Origin of the sequence: uncultured Amaricoccus sp. (genome assembly GCF_937891315.1) — a bacterium.
Lineage (GTDB): Bacteria > Pseudomonadota > Alphaproteobacteria > Rhodobacterales > Rhodobacteraceae > Amaricoccus.
Genome location: NZ_CALAGI010000142.1, coordinates 23299 through 42807 on the forward strand (window position 1 = coordinate 23299; position 19509 = coordinate 42807).

Annotated in this window: 22 protein-coding genes and 2 tRNA genes; 16 read left to right on the forward strand and 8 right to left on the reverse strand. The window is 68.9% G+C overall.

All coding sequences use genetic code 11. The features are described 5' to 3' along the window. Positions 1 to 15 precede the first annotated feature (15 nt). The 4 genes from Q0480_RS13995 to minE all read left to right on the forward strand — a co-directional run bounded on the left by Q0480_RS13995 (position 16) and on the right by minE (position 2696). Positions 16 to 507, forward strand: coding sequence for an RNA pyrophosphohydrolase (locus Q0480_RS13995; protein ID WP_299133920.1), 492 nt, complete (start codon positions 16 to 18; stop codon positions 505 to 507). A gap of 277 nt (positions 508 to 784) precedes the next feature. Continuing rightward, positions 785 to 1579, forward strand: coding sequence for a septum site-determining protein MinC (minC, locus tag Q0480_RS14000; RefSeq protein WP_299133834.1), 795 nt, complete (start codon positions 785 to 787; stop codon positions 1577 to 1579). Positions 1580 to 1605: 26 nt separating this feature from the next. Continuing rightward, positions 1606 to 2418, forward strand: a complete 813-nt coding sequence (gene minD, locus Q0480_RS14005) for a septum site-determining protein MinD (RefSeq protein WP_299133835.1) — start codon at positions 1606 to 1608, stop codon at positions 2416 to 2418. Continuing rightward, positions 2415 to 2696 carry a cell division topological specificity factor MinE gene (gene minE / locus Q0480_RS14010; protein WP_299133836.1) on the forward strand — a complete coding sequence of 94 codons (282 nt, stop codon included), beginning with the start codon at positions 2415 to 2417 and terminating at the stop codon, positions 2694 to 2696. Before minD ends, minE begins: the two co-directional genes overlap by 4 nt. Before the next feature lie 43 nt (positions 2697 to 2739). Here minE and Q0480_RS14015 read toward each other — a convergent pair whose 3' ends face one another. Then, on the reverse strand, positions 2740 to 3162 hold the full coding sequence (locus Q0480_RS14015; RefSeq protein WP_299133838.1) for a hypothetical protein: 423 nt from the start codon (positions 3160 to 3162) through the stop codon (positions 2740 to 2742). 225 nt (positions 3163 to 3387) lie between these two features. On the opposite strand from Q0480_RS14015, the gene Q0480_RS14020 reads away from it, so the two are divergent. From Q0480_RS14020 to Q0480_RS14030, 3 genes are all read left to right on the forward strand, one after another. Then, positions 3388 to 4998, forward strand: a complete 1611-nt coding sequence (locus Q0480_RS14020) for a cisplatin damage response ATP-dependent DNA ligase (RefSeq protein ID WP_299133840.1) — start codon at positions 3388 to 3390, stop codon at positions 4996 to 4998. A 95-nt stretch (positions 4999 to 5093) separates the two neighbouring features. Beyond that, complete coding sequence (locus Q0480_RS14025; protein ID WP_299133842.1) at positions 5094 to 6332, forward strand: LL-diaminopimelate aminotransferase; 1239 nt, start codon at positions 5094 to 5096, stop codon at positions 6330 to 6332. Next, entirely contained in the window at positions 6329 to 6682 is a 354-nt protein-coding gene (locus Q0480_RS14030; RefSeq protein ID WP_299133844.1) for a hypothetical protein, read from the forward strand. The genes Q0480_RS14025 and Q0480_RS14030 overlap by 4 nt, the downstream gene beginning before the upstream one ends. 15 nt (positions 6683 to 6697) lie before the next feature. Here Q0480_RS14030 and Q0480_RS14035 read toward each other — a convergent pair whose 3' ends face one another. The 5 genes from Q0480_RS14035 to Q0480_RS14055 all read right to left on the reverse strand — a co-directional run bounded on the left by Q0480_RS14035 (position 6698) and on the right by Q0480_RS14055 (position 11165). After that, positions 6698 to 7417 (reverse strand): HipA family kinase, encoded by a 720-nt coding sequence (locus tag Q0480_RS14035; RefSeq protein ID WP_299133845.1) that lies wholly within the window; start codon positions 7415 to 7417, stop codon positions 6698 to 6700. A gap of 40 nt (positions 7418 to 7457) precedes the next feature. After that, a complete protein-coding gene (locus tag Q0480_RS14040; RefSeq protein WP_299133846.1) occupies positions 7458 to 8246 on the reverse strand; it encodes a cytochrome c1 in 789 nt (262 codons plus the stop codon). Between the two features lie 19 nt (positions 8247 to 8265). Next, positions 8266 to 9576, reverse strand: a complete 1311-nt coding sequence (locus Q0480_RS14045; protein ID WP_299133847.1) for a cytochrome b/b6 — start codon at positions 9574 to 9576, stop codon at positions 8266 to 8268. Positions 9577 to 9592: 16 nt separating this feature from the next. Continuing rightward, the gene (petA, locus tag Q0480_RS14050; protein WP_299133848.1) at positions 9593 to 10153 is read right to left on the reverse strand and encodes a ubiquinol-cytochrome c reductase iron-sulfur subunit; all 561 of its coding nucleotides are present in this window, start codon (positions 10151 to 10153) and stop codon (positions 9593 to 9595) included. 163 nt (positions 10154 to 10316) lie between these two features. Next, a complete protein-coding gene (locus Q0480_RS14055) occupies positions 10317 to 11165 on the reverse strand; it encodes a class I SAM-dependent methyltransferase (protein WP_299133849.1) in 849 nt (282 codons plus the stop codon). A 162-nt stretch (positions 11166 to 11327) separates the two neighbouring features. On the opposite strand from Q0480_RS14055, the gene Q0480_RS14060 reads away from it, so the two are divergent. Beyond that, on the forward strand, positions 11328 to 11930 hold the full coding sequence (locus Q0480_RS14060; protein ID WP_299133850.1) for a VTT domain-containing protein: 603 nt from the start codon (positions 11328 to 11330) through the stop codon (positions 11928 to 11930). 3 nt (positions 11931 to 11933) lie between these two features. On the opposite strand, the gene rlmH is transcribed toward Q0480_RS14060, so the two are convergent. Together rlmH and rsfS are read right to left on the reverse strand one after the other, a co-directional pair. Beyond that, the gene (rlmH, locus tag Q0480_RS14065) at positions 11934 to 12407 is read right to left on the reverse strand and encodes a 23S rRNA (pseudouridine(1915)-N(3))-methyltransferase RlmH (protein ID WP_299133852.1); all 474 of its coding nucleotides are present in this window, start codon (positions 12405 to 12407) and stop codon (positions 11934 to 11936) included. 147 nt (positions 12408 to 12554) lie between these two features. Further along, entirely contained in the window at positions 12555 to 12944 is a 390-nt protein-coding gene (rsfS, locus tag Q0480_RS14070; RefSeq protein WP_299133853.1) for a ribosome silencing factor, read from the reverse strand. A gap of 330 nt (positions 12945 to 13274) precedes the next feature. Here rsfS and ppk2 point away from each other — a divergent pair, with 330 nt between their 5' ends. The 8 genes from ppk2 (at position 13275) to Q0480_RS14110 (ending at position 19483) form a co-directional block, all read left to right on the forward strand. After that, the gene (ppk2, locus tag Q0480_RS14075; RefSeq protein ID WP_299133854.1) at positions 13275 to 14171 is read left to right on the forward strand and encodes a polyphosphate kinase 2; all 897 of its coding nucleotides are present in this window, start codon (positions 13275 to 13277) and stop codon (positions 14169 to 14171) included. A gap of 102 nt (positions 14172 to 14273) precedes the next feature. Next, the gene (locus Q0480_RS14080) at positions 14274 to 15560 is read left to right on the forward strand and encodes a homoserine dehydrogenase (RefSeq protein ID WP_299133856.1); all 1287 of its coding nucleotides are present in this window, start codon (positions 14274 to 14276) and stop codon (positions 15558 to 15560) included. Continuing rightward, on the forward strand, positions 15560 to 16078 hold the full coding sequence (locus Q0480_RS14085; protein WP_299133858.1) for a GNAT family N-acetyltransferase: 519 nt from the start codon (positions 15560 to 15562) through the stop codon (positions 16076 to 16078). Before Q0480_RS14080 ends, Q0480_RS14085 begins: the two co-directional genes overlap by 1 nt. A gap of 105 nt (positions 16079 to 16183) precedes the next feature. Then, the gene (glpX, locus tag Q0480_RS14090) at positions 16184 to 17149 is read left to right on the forward strand and encodes a class II fructose-bisphosphatase (RefSeq protein WP_299133860.1); all 966 of its coding nucleotides are present in this window, start codon (positions 16184 to 16186) and stop codon (positions 17147 to 17149) included. A 1-nt stretch (position 17150) separates the two neighbouring features. Beyond that, positions 17151 to 17435 (forward strand): hypothetical protein, encoded by a 285-nt coding sequence (locus Q0480_RS14095; protein ID WP_299133862.1) that lies wholly within the window; start codon positions 17151 to 17153, stop codon positions 17433 to 17435. Positions 17436 to 17442: 7 nt separating this feature from the next. Then, positions 17443 to 19206, forward strand: coding sequence for a single-stranded-DNA-specific exonuclease RecJ (gene recJ, locus Q0480_RS14100; protein ID WP_299133863.1), 1764 nt, complete (start codon positions 17443 to 17445; stop codon positions 19204 to 19206). A gap of 55 nt (positions 19207 to 19261) precedes the next feature. Next, a tRNA-Glu gene (locus Q0480_RS14105) sits at positions 19262 to 19336 on the forward strand. 72 nt (positions 19337 to 19408) lie between these two features. Next, a tRNA-Glu gene (locus tag Q0480_RS14110) sits at positions 19409 to 19483 on the forward strand. Positions 19484 to 19509: the final 26 nt, after the last annotated feature.

Below are 19509 nucleotides of genomic sequence, written 5' to 3' on the forward strand. Positions count from 1 at the left end.
GTGGCCAGGAAGGCGCTGACCGAGGCCGAGATCCGCGCACTGCCCTATCGGCCGTGCGTGGGGCTCGTGCTGATGAACCGCGCCGGCCGCGTTTTCGCCGGCCAGCGGCTCGACAACCCGGGCGAGGCCTGGCAGATGCCCCAGGGCGGCATCGACGAAGGCGAGACCCCGCTCGAAGCCGCGCTGCGCGAGCTCGGCGAGGAGACGGGCATCGCGCCCGCCTCGGTCGATGTGCTGGCCGAGACATCGGACTGGCTGACCTACGACCTGCCCGTCGATCTGGTGCCTCGCATCTGGAAAGGGCGCTACCGCGGCCAGAAGCAGCGCTGGTTCCTGCTCCGCTTCCTCGGGGCGGATACCGAGGTGGATATCACCCGGCCGCCGCCGGAATTCAGTGCCTGGGCCTGGATGGAACCGGCCGAGCTCGCCGCCCGCATCGTCCCCTTCAAGCGGGATATCTACGCGCAGGTGTTCGCGACCTTCGGGCCGCGTCTCGCGCCCGCCTGAGGCGAGAGAATCACCCCTCGGACCATGAGGCGACCGAAGGGCGAAGCAGTCGGTCCGGAGCGGATGAAATCGCACCCGCGCGGCGCGAAGTCGACGCCTTCGGAAACAATCTGCGCGGGAAAACGCCTGCGATTCATGCGTTGGTCATAGATGTTGTGAAGAGCGCGCCTGCGAGGTTGCGACTCGGTCAGAATCCCATATTATGGGGTTCAAGAAGTTCGAGGCCCAAGAACGTCCGTCCGGGATGTCGAAGCAGTGAGGCGAGCAGGTGAATTCCATGAATCCGAAGGTCGGAGTCGTCGCCGCTACCGCGCAGCCGCTTCAGGTGCGCGGCCGCTCCTTCACGGCGGTGGTCCTGCGGCTTGACGGCGCCCCGGATCGTGCGTTTTTCGATGCGCTCGACGCGCTGATGCGGCAGGCGCCGCATTTCTTCGTCAACGCGCCGCTGGTGCTCGATCTCGAACAGGCCGAGGGACTGGACGAAAAGGCGGATTTCGTGAAATTCGCCCGCGCACTCCGCGCCCGCCGGCTGACCGCGATCGGCATCCAGAACGCCCGGGCCGAGCAGGGTGTCGCCGCCTTCGGCGCGGGCCTCATAACCCTGCAGGGCGGCCGCGAGGCGGCGCTGGAGCGCGCGGGTATTCAGCCGACCGCCCCGAAGGCCGAACCGAAGGCGGACGCGGCGGAACCGAAGGCGACGGATATCCCCGCCGAAACAGCGGTCGAACCCACCCCCGAGCCGGCGCCGAGCCTGATGATCACCGAGCCGGTGCGCTCGGGCCAGCGCATCTTCGCCGATCGCGGCGATCTCGTGGTCATGGCGCCGGTCAGCTCGGGCGCCGAACTGATCGCGCATGGCAATATCCATGTCTACGGGCCGTTGCGGGGCCGGGCGCTGGCCGGGGTCAACGGCGACCGGACCGCCCGCATCTTCTGCCAGAACCTGGAGGCGGAGCTGGTCGCCATCGCCGGCCTCTACCGCACCAGCGATGACCTGCCTTCGGACGCCCGGCGCCAGCGCGTGCAGGTGTTCCTCCAGGGCGAATCCATTTGCGTCGAACCCCTCAAGTAACCCTCGGATCAGGAAAGGAGACCCGGTTGGCCAAGATCATCGTCGTCACATCCGGCAAGGGAGGCGTCGGCAAGACGACCTCGACCGCCGCCATCGGCGCGGGCCTCGCCATGCGCGGCAAGAAGACCGTCGTCATCGATTTCGACGTGGGCCTGCGCAACCTCGACATGATCATGGGATGCGAGCGTCGCGTGGTCTTCGACTTCATCAATGTCATCCAGGGCGATGCCAAGATCCAGCAGGCGCTGATCAAGGACCGCCGGCTCGACAATCTGTCGATCCTGCCGACCAGCCAGACCCGCGACAAGGACGCGCTGACCAAGGAAGGCGTCGAGAAGGTGCTGAACGAACTGCGCGATCAGTTCGACTACATCATCTGCGACAGCCCGGCCGGAATCGAGCGCGGCGCGCATCTCGCGATGTATTTCGCCGATGAGGCGGTGGTGGTGACCAACCCCGAGGTCTCCTCGGTTCGCGACAGCGACCGCGTGCTCGGGCTGCTCAGCTCCAAGACCCACCGGGTCGAGAAGGGCGAAGGTTCGGTCAAGTCGCACCTGCTGCTCACCCGCTATGATCCGTCGCGGGTGGCGCGGGGCGAGATGATGAAGGTCGAGGACATTCTCGAGATCCTGTCGATCCCGCTGCTCGGTATCATCCCCGAGAGCACGGCGGTGCTGAAGGCTTCCAACGTCGGCACGCCGGTTGTGTTCGATGCGAAGTCCAACGCCGGCAAGGCCTATGAGGACGCGGTCTCCCGGCTGGTCGGCGAGCAGCTCGAAATGAAGATCCAGCCCGAGCGTCAGGGCCTGTTCCAGCGGCTGCTGCGGCGGACGGCATGAGCATGCTGAACTTCCTCCGCTGGCCCCGGCAGGGCAACACCGCCGACACCGCCAAGGAGCGGCTGCAGATCCTGCTGTCGCACGAGCGTGTCGACCGATCCGGACCTGACTATCTGCCGATGCTTCAGCGCGACATCCTCGAAGTGATCAAGCGCTACATGACGGTGGGCGGCGACAGCGTCGACATCAAGCTCGAGCGGGGCGACGATCTGTCGACGCTCGAGATCAATATCGAGCTGCCTGGCGCCGGCGCGCTTCACGCGCGTGGCGCCGCCTGACAGCGGTCCCGCCGGCGCGCCGGCGGGACTGGATCGCTCATGATCAGGCGGGCCAGGCGTTGGTCGGCGCCGTCCGTTCGAGGTTCGCGGCCGTGCGCGGACGCTCGGTCACCACGAGCACGAAGAACAGCGCCATCCCGGTGACCGCGAACAGCGAGCCGGCGATGACGAGCGGCTCGAAGGCCGGATCGTGGCCGTTCGCCAGCATCAGCCCGAGCCCGCCGCTCATCAGTACCGCGCCGGCCGCGCCGCAGCCGGCCTGGGTCCATGCGAGCACGCCCGCCGCGCGGCGTCCGGTCCGGTGCCAGAGGCCATAGAGCGCCATCGTCACCCATCCGAGCAGGTTGAGATGCGCATGGGCCGGGGCGAGGGTGAAATCTTGCGCGATGCCCATATGGATGCCGAGCGACATGCCGCCGAGCGCGCATAGCGCGGCCATGCCAAGACAGAACTTGGAGATAGACATTTGACAATTCCCTGGTGCGTCGGCGCCGGTCGCGGCGCCGGTTGGCGGTGGTCTTTTCGCTTTCGAATGCGAGGAAAGAGGTAGCTCGGGGCCCCTGAGTCGAGCAAGGGGGGGCGAGGGGGCGCCGCTCCCGCCGTCACGCTGGCGTCACGGACATTTCACGAGCCGGCCGCCGAACGCGGCGAACCCTTCGCCAAACCGCCGCGGCGCGCTAGTCTCGGGGTCATGCGCCGCTTCGCCGACCTGCTCGACCGCCTGACGCTGACGCCGTCGCGCAATGGCAAGTTGCGGCTGATCGAGGCCTATCTCGCCGCGACGCCCGACCCTGACCGCGGCTTCGGCCTGGCGGCCATCACGCGTGACCTGCGGTTCGACACGGTAAAACCCGCCATGCTGCGCGCCCTCGTGGCCGAGCGGGTGGACGCGGAGCTTTTCGCGCTCTCCCATGATTTCGTCGGCGATCTTGCCGAGACCGTCGCGCTGATCTGGCCGGCGCCGCCCTGTCCTGGCGCGGATCCGGGACTCGGCGAAGTGGTGGCGCGTCTGCGCGCGACCTCGCGTCGCGAGGCGCCACGTCTCGTCGCGGCGCTGCTCGACCAGTTCGACGCCTCGGGTCGCTTCGCGCTGCTGAAGCTTGTCACCGGCGGGCTGCGCGTCGGTGTCTCGGCCCGGCTCGGCAAGCAGGCGCTCGCCGATTTCGGCGGCCGCGAGGTCGCCGAGATCGAGGAGATCTGGCACGATCAGGCGCCACCCTACGCCGCGCTCTTCGACTGGCTCGCCGGCCGGGCCGCGCGGCCGGGTGGCGGCGGCGCGACACTCGGCTTCCGTCCGGTGATGCTGGCGCATCCGCTCGACCCGGGCGATCTCACCGCGCTCGACCCCGCCGACTTCCTCGCCGAATGGAAGTGGGATGGCATCCGCCTGCAGGCGACCGCTGGCCGCGGAGGCGCGCGGCTCTATTCGCGTACCGGCGACGATGTCGCGTCCGCCTTTCCCGACATCGCCGCCGCGCTCGATTTCGACGGCACGCTCGACGGCGAACTGCTGGTCGCGCTGCCCGGCGGCCTTGGCGAAGGCGTGGCGAGTTTCGCCGATCTGCAGAGGCGGTTGAACCGCAAGACGGTCGCACCGCGCGAGATGGCGCGCTATCCCGCCTTCCTCCGGCTCTACGACCTCTTGCGCGACGGGCCGGAGGATCTGCGCCCCGCGCCGCTCGCCGAGCGGCGGGCGCGGCTGGAAGCCTTCGCCCGCCGCCTCGACCCTGCCCGGTTCGATCTTTCGCCGCTCATCCCCTTCGCCGACTGGGCCGAGCTCGCCGAGCGGCGGGCCGCGCCGCCGGAGACGGTGATCGAGGGGGTGATGCTGAAACGCCGCGACAGTCCCTATCTGGCCGGCAGGCCCAAGGGGCCCTGGTTCAAGTGGAAGCGCGAGCCGCGGTTGATCGACGCGGTGCTGATGTATGCCCAGCGCGGGCACGGCAAACGCTCCGGCTATTACTCGGACTATACCTTCGGCGTCTGGGGGGCGGATGGTGCGCTGCTACCGGTCGGCAAAGCCTATTTCGGCTTCACCGACGAGGAGTTGACCAGGATCGACGCCTTTGTCCGGGCCAACACCATCGACCGTTTCGGTCCGGTGCGGGCGGTGCGCGCCGAGCCGGACCACGGGCTGGTGCTCGAGGTCGCCTTCGAGGGCCTGAACCGCTCCGGCCGCCACAAGTCCGGTCTCGCCATGCGCTTCCCGCGCATCAGCCGCCTGCGCTGGGACAAGCCGCCGGCCGAGGCCGACCGCATCGAGACGCTGGAGGCGCTGCTCGACGACGGGCCGTTGGTATAGGCCGCGCGCGCCGCAGATCGCTCTGTGCAACGGCGGCTGCCCAGCCTATAACGCGCCCAGTCTCAACCCATCGCCAACACCCGGGTCCAAGGGTCATGTCCGAAGAATTCTATCGTATCAAGCGCCTGCCGCCCTATGTCTTCGCCGAGGTCAACCGCCTCAAGGCCAAGTACCGGGCCGATGGGATGGACATCATCGACTTCGGCATGGGCAATCCCGACATGGATACGCCAAGGCACATCGTCGACAAGCTGGTCGAGACGGTGCAGCGGCCGCGCACTCACCGCTATTCCGCCTCCAAGGGCATTCCGGGCCTGCGCCGTGCCCAGGCCGGATACTACGCCCGTCGCTTCGGGGTGAAGCTCGATCCGGAGACCGAGGTGATCGCGACCCTCGGCTCGAAGGAGGGGCTGGCGAATCTCGCGATGGCGATCACCGCGCCGGGCGACGTGATGCTGGTGCCAAACCCGTCCTATCCGATCCATCCCTACGGTTTCATGATCGCCGGCGGCACGCTGCGGCATGTGCCGGCGTTGCACGATGGACGGTTCGACCCGGAGGAATATCTGCGCGCGCTCGGGCGCGCGGTGCTGCATTCGGTGCCGAAGCCGGTGGCGCTCGTCGTCTCCTTCCCGTCGAATCCGACGGCGCAGGTCTGTGATCTCGATTTCTATCGCGAGTTGATCGCCTTCGCGAAGAAGCAGCACCTCTGGGTGCTGTCGGACCTCGCATATGCCGAGATTTATTTCGATGGCAACCCGCCGCCCTCGATCCTTCAGGTCGAGGGGGCCAAGGAGGTGGCGGTCGAGTTCACCTCGCTCTCCAAGACCTATTCGATGCCGGGATGGCGCATGGGCTTCGCGGTCGGCAATCCGCGGCTCATCGACGCGCTGACCCGCATCAAGAGCTATCTCGACTACGGCGCCTTCACCCCGGTGCAGGTCGCGGCCGCCGCCGCGCTGAACGGGCCGCAAGAGGTCGTGACCGAGATCCGCGAGACCTACAAGCATCGCCGAGACGTGCTCGTCGATACGATGGGCCGCGCCGGCTGGCTGATTCCGTCGCCGCCGGCCACCATGTTCGCCTGGGCGCCGGTGCCGAAGCCGTTCGAGGCGATCGGCTCGATGGGCTTCTCGAAGATCCTGCTGCGCGAGGCGGAGGTCGCGGTCGCACCGGGCGTAGGTTTCGGCGAATATGGCGAGGGTTTTGTCCGGCTCGGCCTGGTCGAGAACGAGCACCGCATCCGCCAGGCGGCGCGCGGGGTCCGCAAGGTGATGCAGAACGCCGAGGCGCTGCTTGCCAAGTACAATGCCGAGGAGGAGGCCGCCGCGTGAGCGACGATCACGAAATCGACTGGAACTGGGCCGAGCAGAAGGCCGATACCGAGTTGAGCATCGAGGAGGTGCGCAAGGAATCGGGCCTCGACGAGAGGGCGTTGATCACCCTCGATCTCGAGTTCCTGCCCGAGGACAAGGACGCCGACGCCGCCGCCTTCATGAAGGCGCTGGAAAGTTTCGGCTATCTCGCCAGCGCCGCCGAGAACGACCCGGATGGACGGATCGACGCCACCGTGCTCGACATCCCCTTCACGCTTGAGGCGATCTGGCTGCACGAGGAGCGCACCACGAAGCTCGCGCTCGCCCGCGGCTTCGTGCCCGACGGCTGGGGCTTCTGGGAACCCTGACGCGGTGAAGCGGGGTCAGGCCGCCCACGCCGCGACATAGGCGCGCAGCGCCTCGGCGATGCGCGCGCGGTCATTGCCCGCGGCGGCGATCCATGCGCCGGGGACGGCGCCGACCAACATATCGAAATCGAGCGGCGGAACCGGCGCGCGGCGGGGCTCCGGCCAGCGGGCCCGCAGGAAATGACCGACGGGCAAGGCGATCTCCGCCGGTCGGGCGGGGCCGAGCGCGCGGCTGAGATAGAGGCAGGCGTCGTAGTCGATCGACCAGAGCCGCCCATCGGCCAGGATCAGGTTGGGGTTCGGGGGCATCCGGTCGACATTGGCCAGCAGGCAGTCCGACCGCGCGATGGTTTCCAGCATCGCCGGATCGGCCGCGAGCGCCTCGGCCGCCGTCGCCGGCCGCGCATCCGGCACCAGCGCGATCCCGAGGTTCCAGCCCGGGCTACGCCGCAGCATCGAGTCGAACTCGTCCGTGCCGGCCATCCACGGAAAATCCTCCGCCAGCCACAACGGCCGCGCCTCTGGCACCGGCGTGCCGAACGCCCGCGCGATGGCGAGGGCGACATACTCGATCAGCAAGCCGTAAGGCCCCGGCCCCGCGCCGGAGAATTTCAGCACCCAGCGCCGGCCGTCCCGTGCCTCGACTTCGGCCGGCGTGGTGCTGGCCTCGGTGATCACCCGGATCACACGCGCGACCTCTGTTTCCGGGCGGCGACGCAAAAAGGGCGGATCCATCGGATCCGCCCTCCCTTCGACCACGGCGAAGATCCCCGTGTCAGGCGTGCTTGCCGCCCTTGTAGGGCAACCAGATCTTCTTGTTGGTGAGATAGAGCAGCACGGTCAGACCCGCGAGGAACAGCACCGCGACGAGGCCCGCCTGCTTGCGCGCCATCATCTTCGGCTCGGCCGTCCACATCAGGAAGGCGGCCACGTCCTCCGCCATCTGCTCCGGCGTCGCGACCGTGCCGTCGGCATAGGTGACGAGCCCGTCGCTCAGTACCGGGTTCATTGCCACCCAGGCACCCTTGGCGTGGTTCTCGTATAGCGTCACGCCCGCCTCGACCTTCTCCTCGCCGGTAAAGCCGGTCACGAACGAGGCGATGTATTCCGGGCCGCCCATGCCGTGCAGGATCTGGTTGACCCCGAGACCCGCCGGACCGTGGAAGCCGGCCCGCGCCTTGGCCATCAGGCTGAGATCCGGCGCGTTCGGCAGGTTGGACGGCGCGAAATGATCCGGCGGCGCGGCGACGCGGGTCTCGCCGGTGGCAAGCTCCGTCACCTCGAACTGCGCGGCGAAGGCGTGCATCGCCTCCTCGCTCAGCGCGGGGCCGCCGGGATCGGCGAGGGTGCGATAGGCCACGAACTTCAGCCCGTGGCAGGCCGAACAGACCTCGGTATAGACCTGCAGGCCGCGCTGGAGCTGCGACTGGTCGAAACTGCCGAAGGGGCCTTCGAAGGAAAAGCTGAAGTCGGTGACATGGCCGGCTTCAGCCGCCTCGGCGCCGCCGCCCATGGCAAGGAGTCCGACCGCGGCGAGCCCCGAGAGGAGTGTCTTTCTGAACATGGCTGATCCTCGCTCGGGGCTATTCCGCGGGCGCCGGGACGGCGCGGCCGGCCGCGCCCTCGACGCCGTAGTGCTCGATGAAATCAGCCTCGATGCTGGCCGGCGGCTGGGTCGGCTTCTCCATCACACCGAGCAGCGGCAGGACGACGAGGAAGAAGGCGAACCAGTAGAGCGTCGCCAGCTGGCTGATGATGACATAGGGCTGCTCCGCCGGCATCGACCCGCACCACATCAGCAGCATGAAGTCGAACACCAGGATCCAGAACCAGACCTTGAACCGCGGCCGATAGCGCCCGGACCGCGTCCGGCTGGTGTCGAGCCAAGGCAGCAGCGCGAGCAGGATGATCGAACCGAACATCGCGATCACGCCGCCGAGCTTGGAATTGATGAACCAGATGTCGAAGGTGATGGCGCGCAGCATGGCGTAGAACGGCAGGAAGTACCATTCCGGCACGATATGCGCGGGGGTCTGCAGGCTGTTCGCTTCGATATAGTTGTCGGGATGGCCGAGGAAGTTCGGCATGAAGCCGACGACCGCCGCGAAGATCACCAGCACGAAGACCAGCGCGAACAGGTCCTTGATCACGAAATAGGGCCAGAAGGGCAGGGTATCCGCGTCGGCCTCGCGCTTGGAGGTACGCCGCACCTCGACCCCGGTCGGGTTGTTGTTGCCCGTCGTGTGGAACGCCCAGATATGGACGATCACGAGGCCGGCGATGACGAAGGGCAGCAGATAATGCAGCGAGAAGAAGCGGTTCAGCGTCGGATTGTCGACCGCCGGCCCGCCGAGCAGCAGCGTCTGGATATATTCGCCGACCACCGGGATCGCACCGAAGAGGCCGGTGATGACCGTGGCGCCCCAGAAGGACATCTGCCCCCAGGGCAGGACGTAGCCCATGAAGGCGGTGCCCATCATCAGGAGATAGATGAGCATGCCGACAATCCAGGTGATCTCGCGCGGGGCCTTGTAGGAACCGTAGTAGATGCCGCGGAAGATATGGAAATACACCGCCACGAAGAACAGCGAGGCGCCGTTGGCATGGACATAACGCAGCGCCCAGCCGCCGTTCACGTCGCGCATGATATGCTCGACGCTCGAGAAGGCGAGGGTGACATGCGGGGTGTAATGCATCGCGAGCGCGATGCCGGTCGCGATCTGCAGCGCCAGGCAGAAGGCGAGCACGATGCCCCAGATCCACATCCAGTTGAGATTCTTGGGCGTCGGGATGAAAAGCGTGGAATAGGTCAGCCCGAGGACGGGAAGCCGGCTCTCGAGCCACTTTTCGGCTCCGGTCTTCGGCTCGTAGTGGTCGTGCGGAATGCCGCTCATCTTGCTCTAACTCCCCCTAGCCGAGCTGGACGACGTTCTCGGAGACGAGACTCATCACCGGAATGTGCAGGTTCTGCGGCGCCGGCCCCTTGCGAATTCGGCCGGCTGTGTCGTAGTGCGATCCATGGCAGGGGCAGAACCAGCCGCCGAAGTCGCCAGATTCGCCGAGCGGAACGCAGCCCAGATGGGTGCAGACGCCGGTCATGATGAGCCATTCGCCCGCCTCGTCGAGCGTGCGGTCCGCGTCGGTCGCGGGCGCGTCCGTCGGCAGGTTCTCGTTGCGGGCGAGCGGGTCGACCAGTTCGGACATCTCGACCGCGCGGCCCATCTCGATCTCCTCCGGCGTGCGGCGGCGGATGAAGACGGGTTTGCCGAGGAACTTGATGGTCAGCTGACTGCCGACCTCCACGCCCGATATATCGACGCGGATCGAAGACAGCGCCTGCACATCGGCGCTCGGGTTCATCTGGTTGACCAGCGGCCAGACGGCGGCGCCGACGGCGACCGCCCCGGCCGCGCCGGTGGCTACATATAGGAAATCGCGACGGGATCCGGGATGGTCTTCAGCATGGGACAAGCGGTTTTCTCCTTGCCAGAGCCCATGACGGGCGCAATTCGATCCCTCGGTGAATGCCTCCATCAGCCGGGTATTAGCCCGTTTAGAACGAAGACAAGCGCGGGTCCAGCGGACTTTCCGCCGCGGGGGGGGCGGGTCGCGCGCACCCCCGGCCAGTCTCGTATCAGGCCCGGTGAGCGTGGAAGAGGTTGATCTCGCCGGGGATCCGCAGGCCGCTGGCGGTGACGAAGGGTGCGAATCGCGCGCGGACCTCCGCGACGATGGCTTCGATCTCGGCGGCGCCCGCGGCTTTTTCACGCACGAGCCGCGCCGCCGGCCCGACCCGCGCGGCGAGCCCGGCGGCGGCGGCGATGTCCATCGTGGCGAGTTGAAAGGTCCGGCGCTCGCCCGCGGCGCCGGCGAGGCCGGCCGCGCCGAGAATGCCGAGCACGCGGTCGATGTCGCCGAACGCCATCGGCCCCGGCGCGTTCGGGTCCGCCGGCGGGCCGGAGCCGAGCACGGCCTCCGCGGCGGCCTTCGGCACAGCGAACCACGGGTTTTGGTTGGGGCCCGTCCAAGAGACGAAGCAGGTCCGCCCGCCGGGCCGGATGGCCCGGGCGATATTGCGGAACGCCGCGACCGGGTCTTCGAAGAACATCACCCCGAAACGCGACACCATGAGATCGAACGGGCCTTCCATGGGTTCGATCTGGGCGTCGGCGAGGAGAAAGGCGAGGTTCGCCAGTCCCGCCTCGCGGCGCCGCTCCTCGGCGCGGGCGAGGAGTGGCGCCGAGATATCGACGCCGAGCACCCGCCCGCCCGGCCCCGTCCTCCGCGCATAGGCGATCGACCCGCCGCCGGTGCCGCAGCCGATGTCGAGCACCGCCTCGCCCGAAGCGGCGCGCGCCGCTTCGGCCAGTATCACGTCGGTCTCGCCCATCATCGGCTCGAGCATGGCCTCGTTGGCAAGCCAGCTCTCGCCCTGCGCGCCGTTCCACTGCGCCCCCTGCTCGCTGTTCGCAATCTCCGTCATCGCGGCCTCCCGCTTCTGGTTTCCCCGAGCACCGGTTGCCCGAGACTCGGGGCTCCCGGCGAGGATCCTCCCGAGGAGACCTTGGCACAAGCCTCCCGAAGGGCTAAGTCGCGGGTCGGTCGCCGGAGCGTGGCCGAAAGCCGCCCCGGGAGGCTCGACCGCATGCGCTGGCTGCGCGATCCATCGCACCTGCTGCACCGGATCACGCATGCCCGGTCCTCGCTCGTCGCGCTCTATCTGTTCGCCATCGTCGAGGGGATCATGATCCCGATCCCGATCGAGACGATCCTCATGCCCTTCATGCAGCTGCGCCGGGATATCCTCTGGCGCATCGCCGGCATCGCCCTCGCCGGCTATTTCACCGCGGCGATCGCGGGCTTCGGCGTGGGCGCGCTGTTCTACGACCAGGTGGGCGCGCCACTGATCGAGATGATGGGCTGGCAGGACCGCTTCGCCGAGCTCGAGGGCTTCTTCGCCAGGAACGGATTTCTCGCGGTGATCGCGCTCGGCCTGACGCCGCTGCCGGCGCAGATCCTGATGATCGGCGCGGGCGCCTTCGGCGTGCCGGTGCTCGCCTTCTGCGCGGCCATCATCATCGGACGCGGCGCCCGGGTGTTCGGCGCGGCGATTCTGGTCTATTTCTTCGGTGACCGCGTGGTGCGCTATTTCGTCCGCCGCCGGCATCCGGAAGGTCACGCCGCGCCCGTTTCAGCGCCGGTCGCGGCGCCCGACAGCGCGCCGCCGGGGGGAGCCTTCGACGGATAGGGCTCAATCGCCGCGGTGGTAGGGGCCGCCGGCCAGGATGGTCGCGGCGCGGTAGAGCTGCTCGGCGAGCATGACGCGGACCAGCATGTGGGGCCAGACCATGCGGCCGAGCGAAACGAGGTAGTCGGCGCGGTCGCGAAACTCGGAGCCAAATCCATCCGCGCCGCCGATGGCGAGGGCGAGGTCGCGCGTGCCGGCGTCCGCCAGTCGCCGCAGCATGGCCGCGAAATCGGGTGAGCCCATCGCCTGTCCCCGCTCGTCGAGCGCGGCGAGCACCGCGCCCTTCGGCAGCGCCGCGGCGAGCAGGGCGGCCTCGGCGGCGGAGCCGGCGCCCTTGCGGTCCTCGACCTCGACCACCCTCGACGGGCCGAGGCCGAACGGCCGACCGGCCCGGTCGAAGCGGGCGAGATAGTCCGCGACGAGCTCGGCCTCCGGGCCGCCGCGCAGGCGGCCGACGGCGACAATGGTCAGGCGCAAGGCGCGAGCCCTCCCGCGATGGTCTCCGACGCCCTCGGGCGCGCGACCGTGCCCCGGTCGCCCGGTCGTGACGGCGACGGGTCAGGCCGCGCCGGTATCCGTGCGCCTGACCCCGATCACCCGCGCCGGCCGAAGCCGGCGGCGGGATCAGGCGATGTCGGCCGGCCGGGGTTCCGCTTCGCGCTTCGCAACCGCTTCGCGCGGCATCCACATCTTTTCCAGCTGGTAGAAGTCGCGCACCTCGGGCCGGAAGACATGGACGATCACGTCGCCGGCGTCGATCAGCACCCAGTCGCCCAGGTCCTTGCCTTCCATCCGCGCGATCAGCCCAAGCTCGGCCTTGAGCCGGTCCGCCAGCTTCTCGGCGATCGCCGCCACCTGACGCGACGAACGACCCGTGGCGATCACCATGTGATCGGCCATCTCGGACTTGCCGGCGAGGGGGATGGTGACGATATCCTCGGCTTTGTCGTCTTCGAGCGACGCGAGGATCAGCGACAGCGGCGCATCGCCGCCGATATTCCCCAGTCCGGGCACGAAATGGCCCACCGGGGACGCGGCCGAAGCCGCCGTGGAGTTTCGGGACAGGTCTTCTTCCTCCTCCGGATGCGCGCCGTTCTTGCCCGGCGCCCGCGCCTACAATGTAGCGCGTACAAGCCTCTGTCTCAAGGAGCGAGATATGAGGGGTTAATGACGCGCCGATGACATGATCGAACCAGCCCCGCCCGCTGGCACGAAACCTTCCACTCTGGGCGCCGTTTCGCCGCGCCGCGGATGGATTTGTCGCATGGCGGAAAGATCTACCCTTGCCCGATCGCCGCGTGGGCGCGAGGCTCCTTCCTGGACAGTCATGGGGGACAGCGCGAGATGGCCAAGGGCAGCAAGGCGAAGAAGGCGAAGGCGGAAGGGGATCTGGCGGCCAATGCCATCGAACATGGCGACCGGGAAGTGGTCTGGAAGCGGGGCCCGAAGCCGAAGAAGAAACCCAAGGTCGGCCATCCCTACAAGTACATCGAAGAGCTGGTCCGCCTGCAGTTCGAGCTCATCAAGCTGCAGGACTGGGTGCAGCAGGAGGGGCTGAAGGTCGTCGTCCTGTTCGAGGGCCGCGACGCCGCCGGCAAGGGCGGGGTGATCAAGCGGATCAGCGAAAGCCTCAATCCGCGGATCTGCAAGGTCGTGGCGCTCGGCACGCCGAGCGACCGCGAGCGTGGTCAGTGGTATTTCCAGCGCTACGTCCCGCATCTGCCCGGCAAGGGAGAGATCGTGCTCTTCGACCGCTCCTGGTACAACCGCGCCGGCGTCGAGCGGGTGATGGGCTTCTGCAGCGACGAGGAATACCGGGAATTCCTGCGCGCCTGCCCGCTGTTCGAGGAGATGCTGATCAAGTCGGGCATCATCCTGATCAAATACTGGTTCTCCGTCTCGGACGAGGAGCAGGAGCGACGCTTCCGGGAGCGGATCCAAAATCCGATCAAGCGTTGGAAGCTGTCGCCGATGGACCTGAAGTCGCGCGAGAAATGGGTCGACTATTCCCGCGCCAAGGACGTGATGCAGAGCTATACCGATACCGACCTCTCGCCCTGGAACGTAGTCAACGCCGACAACAAGAAGCGCGCGCGGCTGAACTGCGTCAGCCATCTGCTGGCACACGTGCCCTACAAGGAGATTCCCCGCAAGGAGGTGAAGTTGTCGCCGCGCCCGGACAACGGCGACTATGTGCGGCCGCCAAAGGACAGCCAGCGCTGGATCCCGACGGTCTACTGACCGGGGGCGCAACGGACACACCCCGCGCCGCCGTCCGCGCGGTTGCGGGGGGCGCAGCCTTCGCATAAGCAACCGCCGGAAGCACAACCGGAGACTTGTCCCATGCCCGCGCCCCTTCGCATCGGCCTCGCCGGCCTCGGCACAGTCGGCTCGGGCGTGATCCGGATGCTCCAGACCCATGGCGAGACCATCGCCACCCGAGCTGGCCGGCCGATCGAGATCTCCGCCGTCTCCGCCCGCTCGCGCCACCGCGACCGCGGCGTCGATCTTTCGGCCTACGACTGGGAGGACGATCCCGTGGCGCTGGCACGGCGCGCCGACGTCGATCTCGTGGTCGAGGTGATCGGTGGCGAGGACGGACCGGCCAGGGCGACCGCGACCGCCGCGATCGCCGGCGGCAAGCATGTCGTCACCGCCAACAAGGCGCTGCTCGCCCGTCACGGCCAGGCGCTCGCCGAGGCGGCCGAGGCCGCCGGCGTCGCGTTGCGCTTCGAGGCGGCGGTGGCGGGCGGCATCCCGGTGGTGAAGGCGCTGACCGAGGGACTGGCCGGCAACGCCGTCACCCGCGTCATGGGGGTGATGAACGGGACCTGCAACTATATCCTGACCCAGATGGAGGCGACCGGCGCGCCCTATGCCGAGGTGCTGGCCGAAGCACAGCGACTCGGCTACGCCGAGGCCGATCCGGCCTTCGACGTGGGCGGTATCGACGCGGCGCAGAAACTCGCGCTGCTCTCGGCCATCGCCTTCGGCGCGCGGGTGGATTTCGCCGGCATCGCCGTCGAGGGCATCGAGCGGGTCAATCTCGCCGATATCGAGCACGCCGCCGAGATGGGCTATCGCATCAAGCTGCTCTGTGTCGCGCGCCACACGCCCGAGGGGCTGGAGGCGCGGACCCAGCCCTGCCTCGTGCCCGCGGGGTCGCCGCTCGGCATGCTCGAAGGCGTCACGAACATGGTGCTGCTGGAGGGCGATTTCGTCGGCCGGATCGTGCTGAGCGGCCCCGGCGCGGGCGCGGGACCGACCGCCTCGGCGATCCTCGGCGATCTCGTCGATGTCGCGCGCGGCTTCGTCATGCCGGCTTTCGGCCAGCCGGCCGCGAGCCTCGCCCGGACGAACCGGCCCGCCGCCACCAGCGCGGCGGCCTACTATCTGCGCTTCGCGCTCACCGACGCGCCCGGGGTGCTCGGACGCGTCGCCCGGGCACTGGGCGCCGCGGGGATCTCGATCGACCGGATGCGCCAGATCGCCCACGCGGGCGCCGAGGCGCCGGTGTTGATCGTCACCCACCGTACTGAGCGCGCGGCGCTCGACATGGCGCTGGCCGAGATCACCGGTTTCGACGTCTGCCGGGCCGAGCCGGTGGCGATCCGCGTGGAAGAGGTCTGATGTCGATGATCCGTCCCGCCGAAGCGGCGGACATGGCGGCGATCGCCGAAATCTACCGACATCACGTGCTGACCGGCGTCGCCACCTTCGAGGAGGAGCCGCCCGCGCCGGAGGAGATGGCGCGGCGCCACGCGGCGGTGACCGGGCGCGGCCTGCCCTGGCTGGTCGCCGAGGCCGGAGGCCGACTGCTCGGCTACGCCTACGCCGGCCCGTTTCACGCGCGGAGCGCCTATCGCTTCACGCTCGAGGATTCGGTCTATCTCGATCCGGCGGCGACCGGGCGCGGACTTGGAACGCGGCTCCTCGACCGGCTGATCGTCGAGACGACGGCGCTCGGTGCGCGGCAGATGGTGGCGGTGATCGGCGACAGCGGCAACGCCGCATCGATCGCGCTGCATGCCCGCGCCGACTTCGCCCATATCGGCACATCGCGATCGGTCGGGCTGAAGTTCGGCCGCTGGATCGACACGGTGATCATGCAGCGCCCGCTCGGCGCCGGCGACGCGACGCTGCCCTGACCGGTCCGCGGCGCCGCGGGCCGGTGCCTCGGGCCGTTCCCGCTTGCTCCGAGCGACCCCGATCGCCTAGAAAAGTCGGCGAGCAACCCGGAAAAGGCAGTCCCGATGTCCGACGATACCCTCTTCGCAGACCGCATGCTTTCGCTTGGCCTCGCCCGTGTATCCGAGGCGGCCGCGATCGCCGCCGCGAAGCTGGTCGGCAGTGGCGACGAGAAACAGGCCGACCAGGCGGCGGTCGATGCCATGCGGACGCAGCTCAACCTGCTCGACATCAAGGGCGTCGTGGTGATCGGCGAGGGTGAGCGCGACGAGGCGCCGATGCTCTACATCGGCGAGGAGGTCGGCACCGGCAGGGGCCCGGGCGTCGATATCGCGCTGGACCCGCTGGAGGGCACCACCCTCTGCGCCAAGGACATGCCGAATTCGCTCGCCGTGATCTCGGTCGGCCCGCGCGGCTCGATGCTGCATGCGCCGGACGTCTATATGGACAAGCTCGCGATCGGGCCGGGCTATCCCACCGACATCATCGGCCTCGACATGACCCCGACCCAGCGGATCCAGGCGATCGCCAAGGCCAAGGGCACCGACAACCGCGGCGTGATGTGCTGCGTGCTGGAGCGGCCGCGGCACGAGGCGCTGATCGCCGAGATCCGTGAGAGCGGCGCGCGCATCCGGCTGATCACCGATGGCGACGTGGCGGGCGTCATCCATTGCGCGGAGAGCGCCAAGACCGGCATCGACATCTACATGGGCTCCGGCGGCGCGCCGGAGGGCGTGCTGGCCGCCTCGGCGCTCAAATGCATGGGCGGGCAGATGTGGGGCCGGCTCCTGTTCCGCAACGAGGACGAGAAGGGTCGGGCCAAGAAGGCCGGCATCACCGACTTCGACAAGATCTATTCACGCGACGACATGGTGACCCAGGACGTCGTCTTCGCCGCGACCGGCGTCACCGACGGCTCGATCGTTTCCGGCGCGCGGCGCGATGGCGAGTATCTCGAGACCGAGACCATCCTGATGCGGTCGAAGACGGGCTCGGTGCGGCGGCTCCTCTATCGCCAGCGCAACCAGTAGCATGGCCAGCGGGCGCCAGCGGAAGGTCGCGATCGGCTTCATGATCGCTTGGCTGGTGTTCTGGGCAGCCGGCATGATCGTCGTGCTCTTCACCTTCGGTGGCGCGGTGCTGTCGGGCGACCTTGGCGCGATGCTGTTCCTGCTCGTCTGGCTGGCGGCGGCCAGCGTCGGTCTCGTCGCCGGGGCCCGCAATCTGCGGGGCCTGCTCTTCGGCGAGGAGAAGGCGGGACGGCCGCGCCCGCCGCCCGAATGGCAGGACGGCATCTCCGACCGGCCGGAATCCTGAGGCGGCGATGCTGGACGTGGAAAGCCGCCCCGCCTTCCTGAACGTCGAGCGCTCGCTGACCGGCCGGCGCTGGCTTGGGCCGACGGCGGAGGAGGATCGGCTCGCCCGGGCGATCGCCCAGACCGCGGACCTCCCGGACATCGTCGGCCGCGTTCTGGCGCGGCGCGGCGTCGCGCCGGCCGAGGCGCGCGCCTATCTCGCACCCTCCTTGCGCGACCTGATGCCCGATCCCTCGCGGTTGCGCGACATGGACGCGGCCGCGGCGCGGCTGGCGTTCGCCGTTCACCGGCGCGAGCGGATCGCGATCTTCGCGGACTACGACGTCGACGGCGGCGCCTCGGCGGCGCTGCTGCTGCGCTGGCTCGGCGGGCTCGGTCATTCGGCGACGCTCTATGTGCCCGACCGGATCGAGGAGGGCTATGGCCCGAACGTTCCGGCGATGGCGGCGCTCGGCGCGGCGCACGACCTCATTCTCTGCGTCGATTGCGGCACGCTGAGCTTCGAGCCGATCGCGGCGGCGGGCTGCGATGTGCTGGTGGTCGATCATCACCTCGGCGCCGAGACCCTGCCGCCGGCCCTCGCCGTGGTCAATCCGAACCGCCAGGACGAGAGCGGCGAGCTTTCCTATCTCTGCGCCGCCGCCGTCGTGTTCCTGCTGCTGGTCGCGACCAACCGGCTGCTGCGGGCGGAGGGTGGCGCGGCGCCGGACATGCTGCCGCTGCTCGATCTCGTCGCGCTGGCGACGGTGGCGGACGTGGCGCCGCTGGTCGGGCTGAACCGCGCGCTGGTGCGCCAGGGGCTCAGGGTGATGGCCGAGGGGCGGCGGCCCGGGCTCGCCGCGCTGACCAGCGCCGCGGGGTCCAGGGGCGCGCCCAGCGTCTATTCGCTCGGCTTCGTGATCGGCCCGCGGGTGAATGCCGGCGGGCGCATCGGCGCCGCCGATCTCGGCGCCCGGCTGCTCGCCACCGAGGATCCGGCCGAGGCGGCGGCGCTGGCCGAGCGGCTGCATCTGCTCAATGCCGAGCGGCGCGAGATCGAGGCCGGCGTACTCGCCGCCGCCGAGGCCCAGGCGCTGGCTCGGGGCGCCGAGGGTCCGCTGGTCTGGGCGGCGGGCGAGGGCTGGCATCCCGGCGTCGTCGGCATCGTCGCGGCGCGGCTGAAGGAACGGTTCCATCGGCCGGCCGTGGTGATCGGCTTCGAGGGCGCGGCGGGCAAGGGTTCCGGCCGCTCGGTGGTCGGGGTCGATCTCGGCGCCGCCATCGCCCGGCTGACGCGCGAGGGCGTGATCGAGCGCGGCGGCGGGCATCGCATGGCGGCCGGCCTCAGCCTGTCGCGCGGGCAGCTGGAGCCGGCGATGGCGCGGCTCGGCCAGCTGCTGTCCGCCGAAACTCCCGCCGACGGCGGCGGTCCCCGAACGCTCGGAATCGACGGCCTCGTTGGCGCGGCCGGCGCGACGCCCGACCTCGCCGATCTCCTCGCCGCCGCCGGCCCCTATGGCGCCGGCAGCCCGGCGCCGCGGCTCGCCCTCGCTGGCGCGCGGATCGAGCGGCCGCGCCGGATCGGTGAGGCGCATCTGGCGCTCGGCCTCTCGGACGGCTCTGGTGGCCGGCTGGACGCGGTCGCCTTCCGCGCCTTCGCCGGCCCGCTCGGCGCCGCCCTCGCCGAGAGCGGCGGCGCGCGCTTTCACCTCGTCGGGCGCCTCGAACGCGACGACTGGGCAGGCCGCGCCAAGGCGAAGCTCCATATCGAGGACGTCGCCCCGGCGCGATGAGCGCGCAAAAGCCGCTTGATCCGGCCGGATCGCGTCGCTAAGTAGCGCCTCGCGGGGTCCCTTCGTCTATCGGTTAGGACGTCAGATTTTCAATCTGAAAAGACGGGTTCGACTCCCGTAGGGACTGCCAGAGCCTGAGGAAACAAAGGCTTGGGGCGGGAACTGCGACTAACACGGCCGCCCTCGGGCGGAGACTGCCAACGGTCCCTTCGTCTATCGGTTAGGACATCAGATTCTCAATCTGGAAAGACGGGTTCGATTCCCGTAGGGACTACCAAAAAACTTAACAAAATAAATTATTTA

Excerpts from the sequence above, each read along its gene's own strand:
- minC (WP_299133834.1), top strand. The coding sequence starts at position 785 with ATGAATCCGAAGGTCGGAGTCGTCGCCGCTACCGCGCAGCCGCTTCAG.
- minE (WP_299133836.1), top strand. The coding sequence starts at position 2,415 with ATGAGCATGCTGAACTTCCTCCGCTGGCCCCGGCAGGGCAACACCGCC.
- Q0480_RS14015 (WP_299133838.1), bottom strand. The coding sequence starts at position 3,162 with ATGTCTATCTCCAAGTTCTGTCTTGGCATGGCCGCGCTATGCGCGCTC.
- Q0480_RS14020 (WP_299133840.1), top strand. The coding sequence starts at position 3,388 with ATGCGCCGCTTCGCCGACCTGCTCGACCGCCTGACGCTGACGCCGTCG.
- Q0480_RS14025 (WP_299133842.1), top strand. The coding sequence starts at position 5,094 with ATGTCCGAAGAATTCTATCGTATCAAGCGCCTGCCGCCCTATGTCTTC.
- Q0480_RS14035 (WP_299133845.1), bottom strand. The coding sequence starts at position 7,417 with ATGGATCCGCCCTTTTTGCGTCGCCGCCCGGAAACAGAGGTCGCGCGT.
- Q0480_RS14040 (WP_299133846.1), bottom strand. The coding sequence starts at position 8,246 with ATGTTCAGAAAGACACTCCTCTCGGGGCTCGCCGCGGTCGGACTCCTT.
- Q0480_RS14045 (WP_299133847.1), bottom strand. The coding sequence starts at position 9,576 with ATGAGCGGCATTCCGCACGACCACTACGAGCCGAAGACCGGAGCCGAA.
- Q0480_RS14055 (WP_299133849.1), bottom strand. The coding sequence starts at position 11,165 with ATGACGGAGATTGCGAACAGCGAGCAGGGGGCGCAGTGGAACGGCGCG.
- Q0480_RS14060 (WP_299133850.1), top strand. The coding sequence starts at position 11,328 with ATGCGCTGGCTGCGCGATCCATCGCACCTGCTGCACCGGATCACGCAT.
- ppk2 (WP_299133854.1), top strand. The coding sequence starts at position 13,275 with ATGGCCAAGGGCAGCAAGGCGAAGAAGGCGAAGGCGGAAGGGGATCTG.
- Q0480_RS14080 (WP_299133856.1), top strand. The coding sequence starts at position 14,274 with ATGCCCGCGCCCCTTCGCATCGGCCTCGCCGGCCTCGGCACAGTCGGC.
- Q0480_RS14085 (WP_299133858.1), top strand. The coding sequence starts at position 15,560 with ATGTCGATGATCCGTCCCGCCGAAGCGGCGGACATGGCGGCGATCGCC.
- glpX (WP_299133860.1), top strand. The coding sequence starts at position 16,184 with ATGTCCGACGATACCCTCTTCGCAGACCGCATGCTTTCGCTTGGCCTC.
- Q0480_RS14095 (WP_299133862.1), top strand. The coding sequence starts at position 17,151 with ATGGCCAGCGGGCGCCAGCGGAAGGTCGCGATCGGCTTCATGATCGCT.
- recJ (WP_299133863.1), top strand. The coding sequence starts at position 17,443 with ATGCTGGACGTGGAAAGCCGCCCCGCCTTCCTGAACGTCGAGCGCTCG.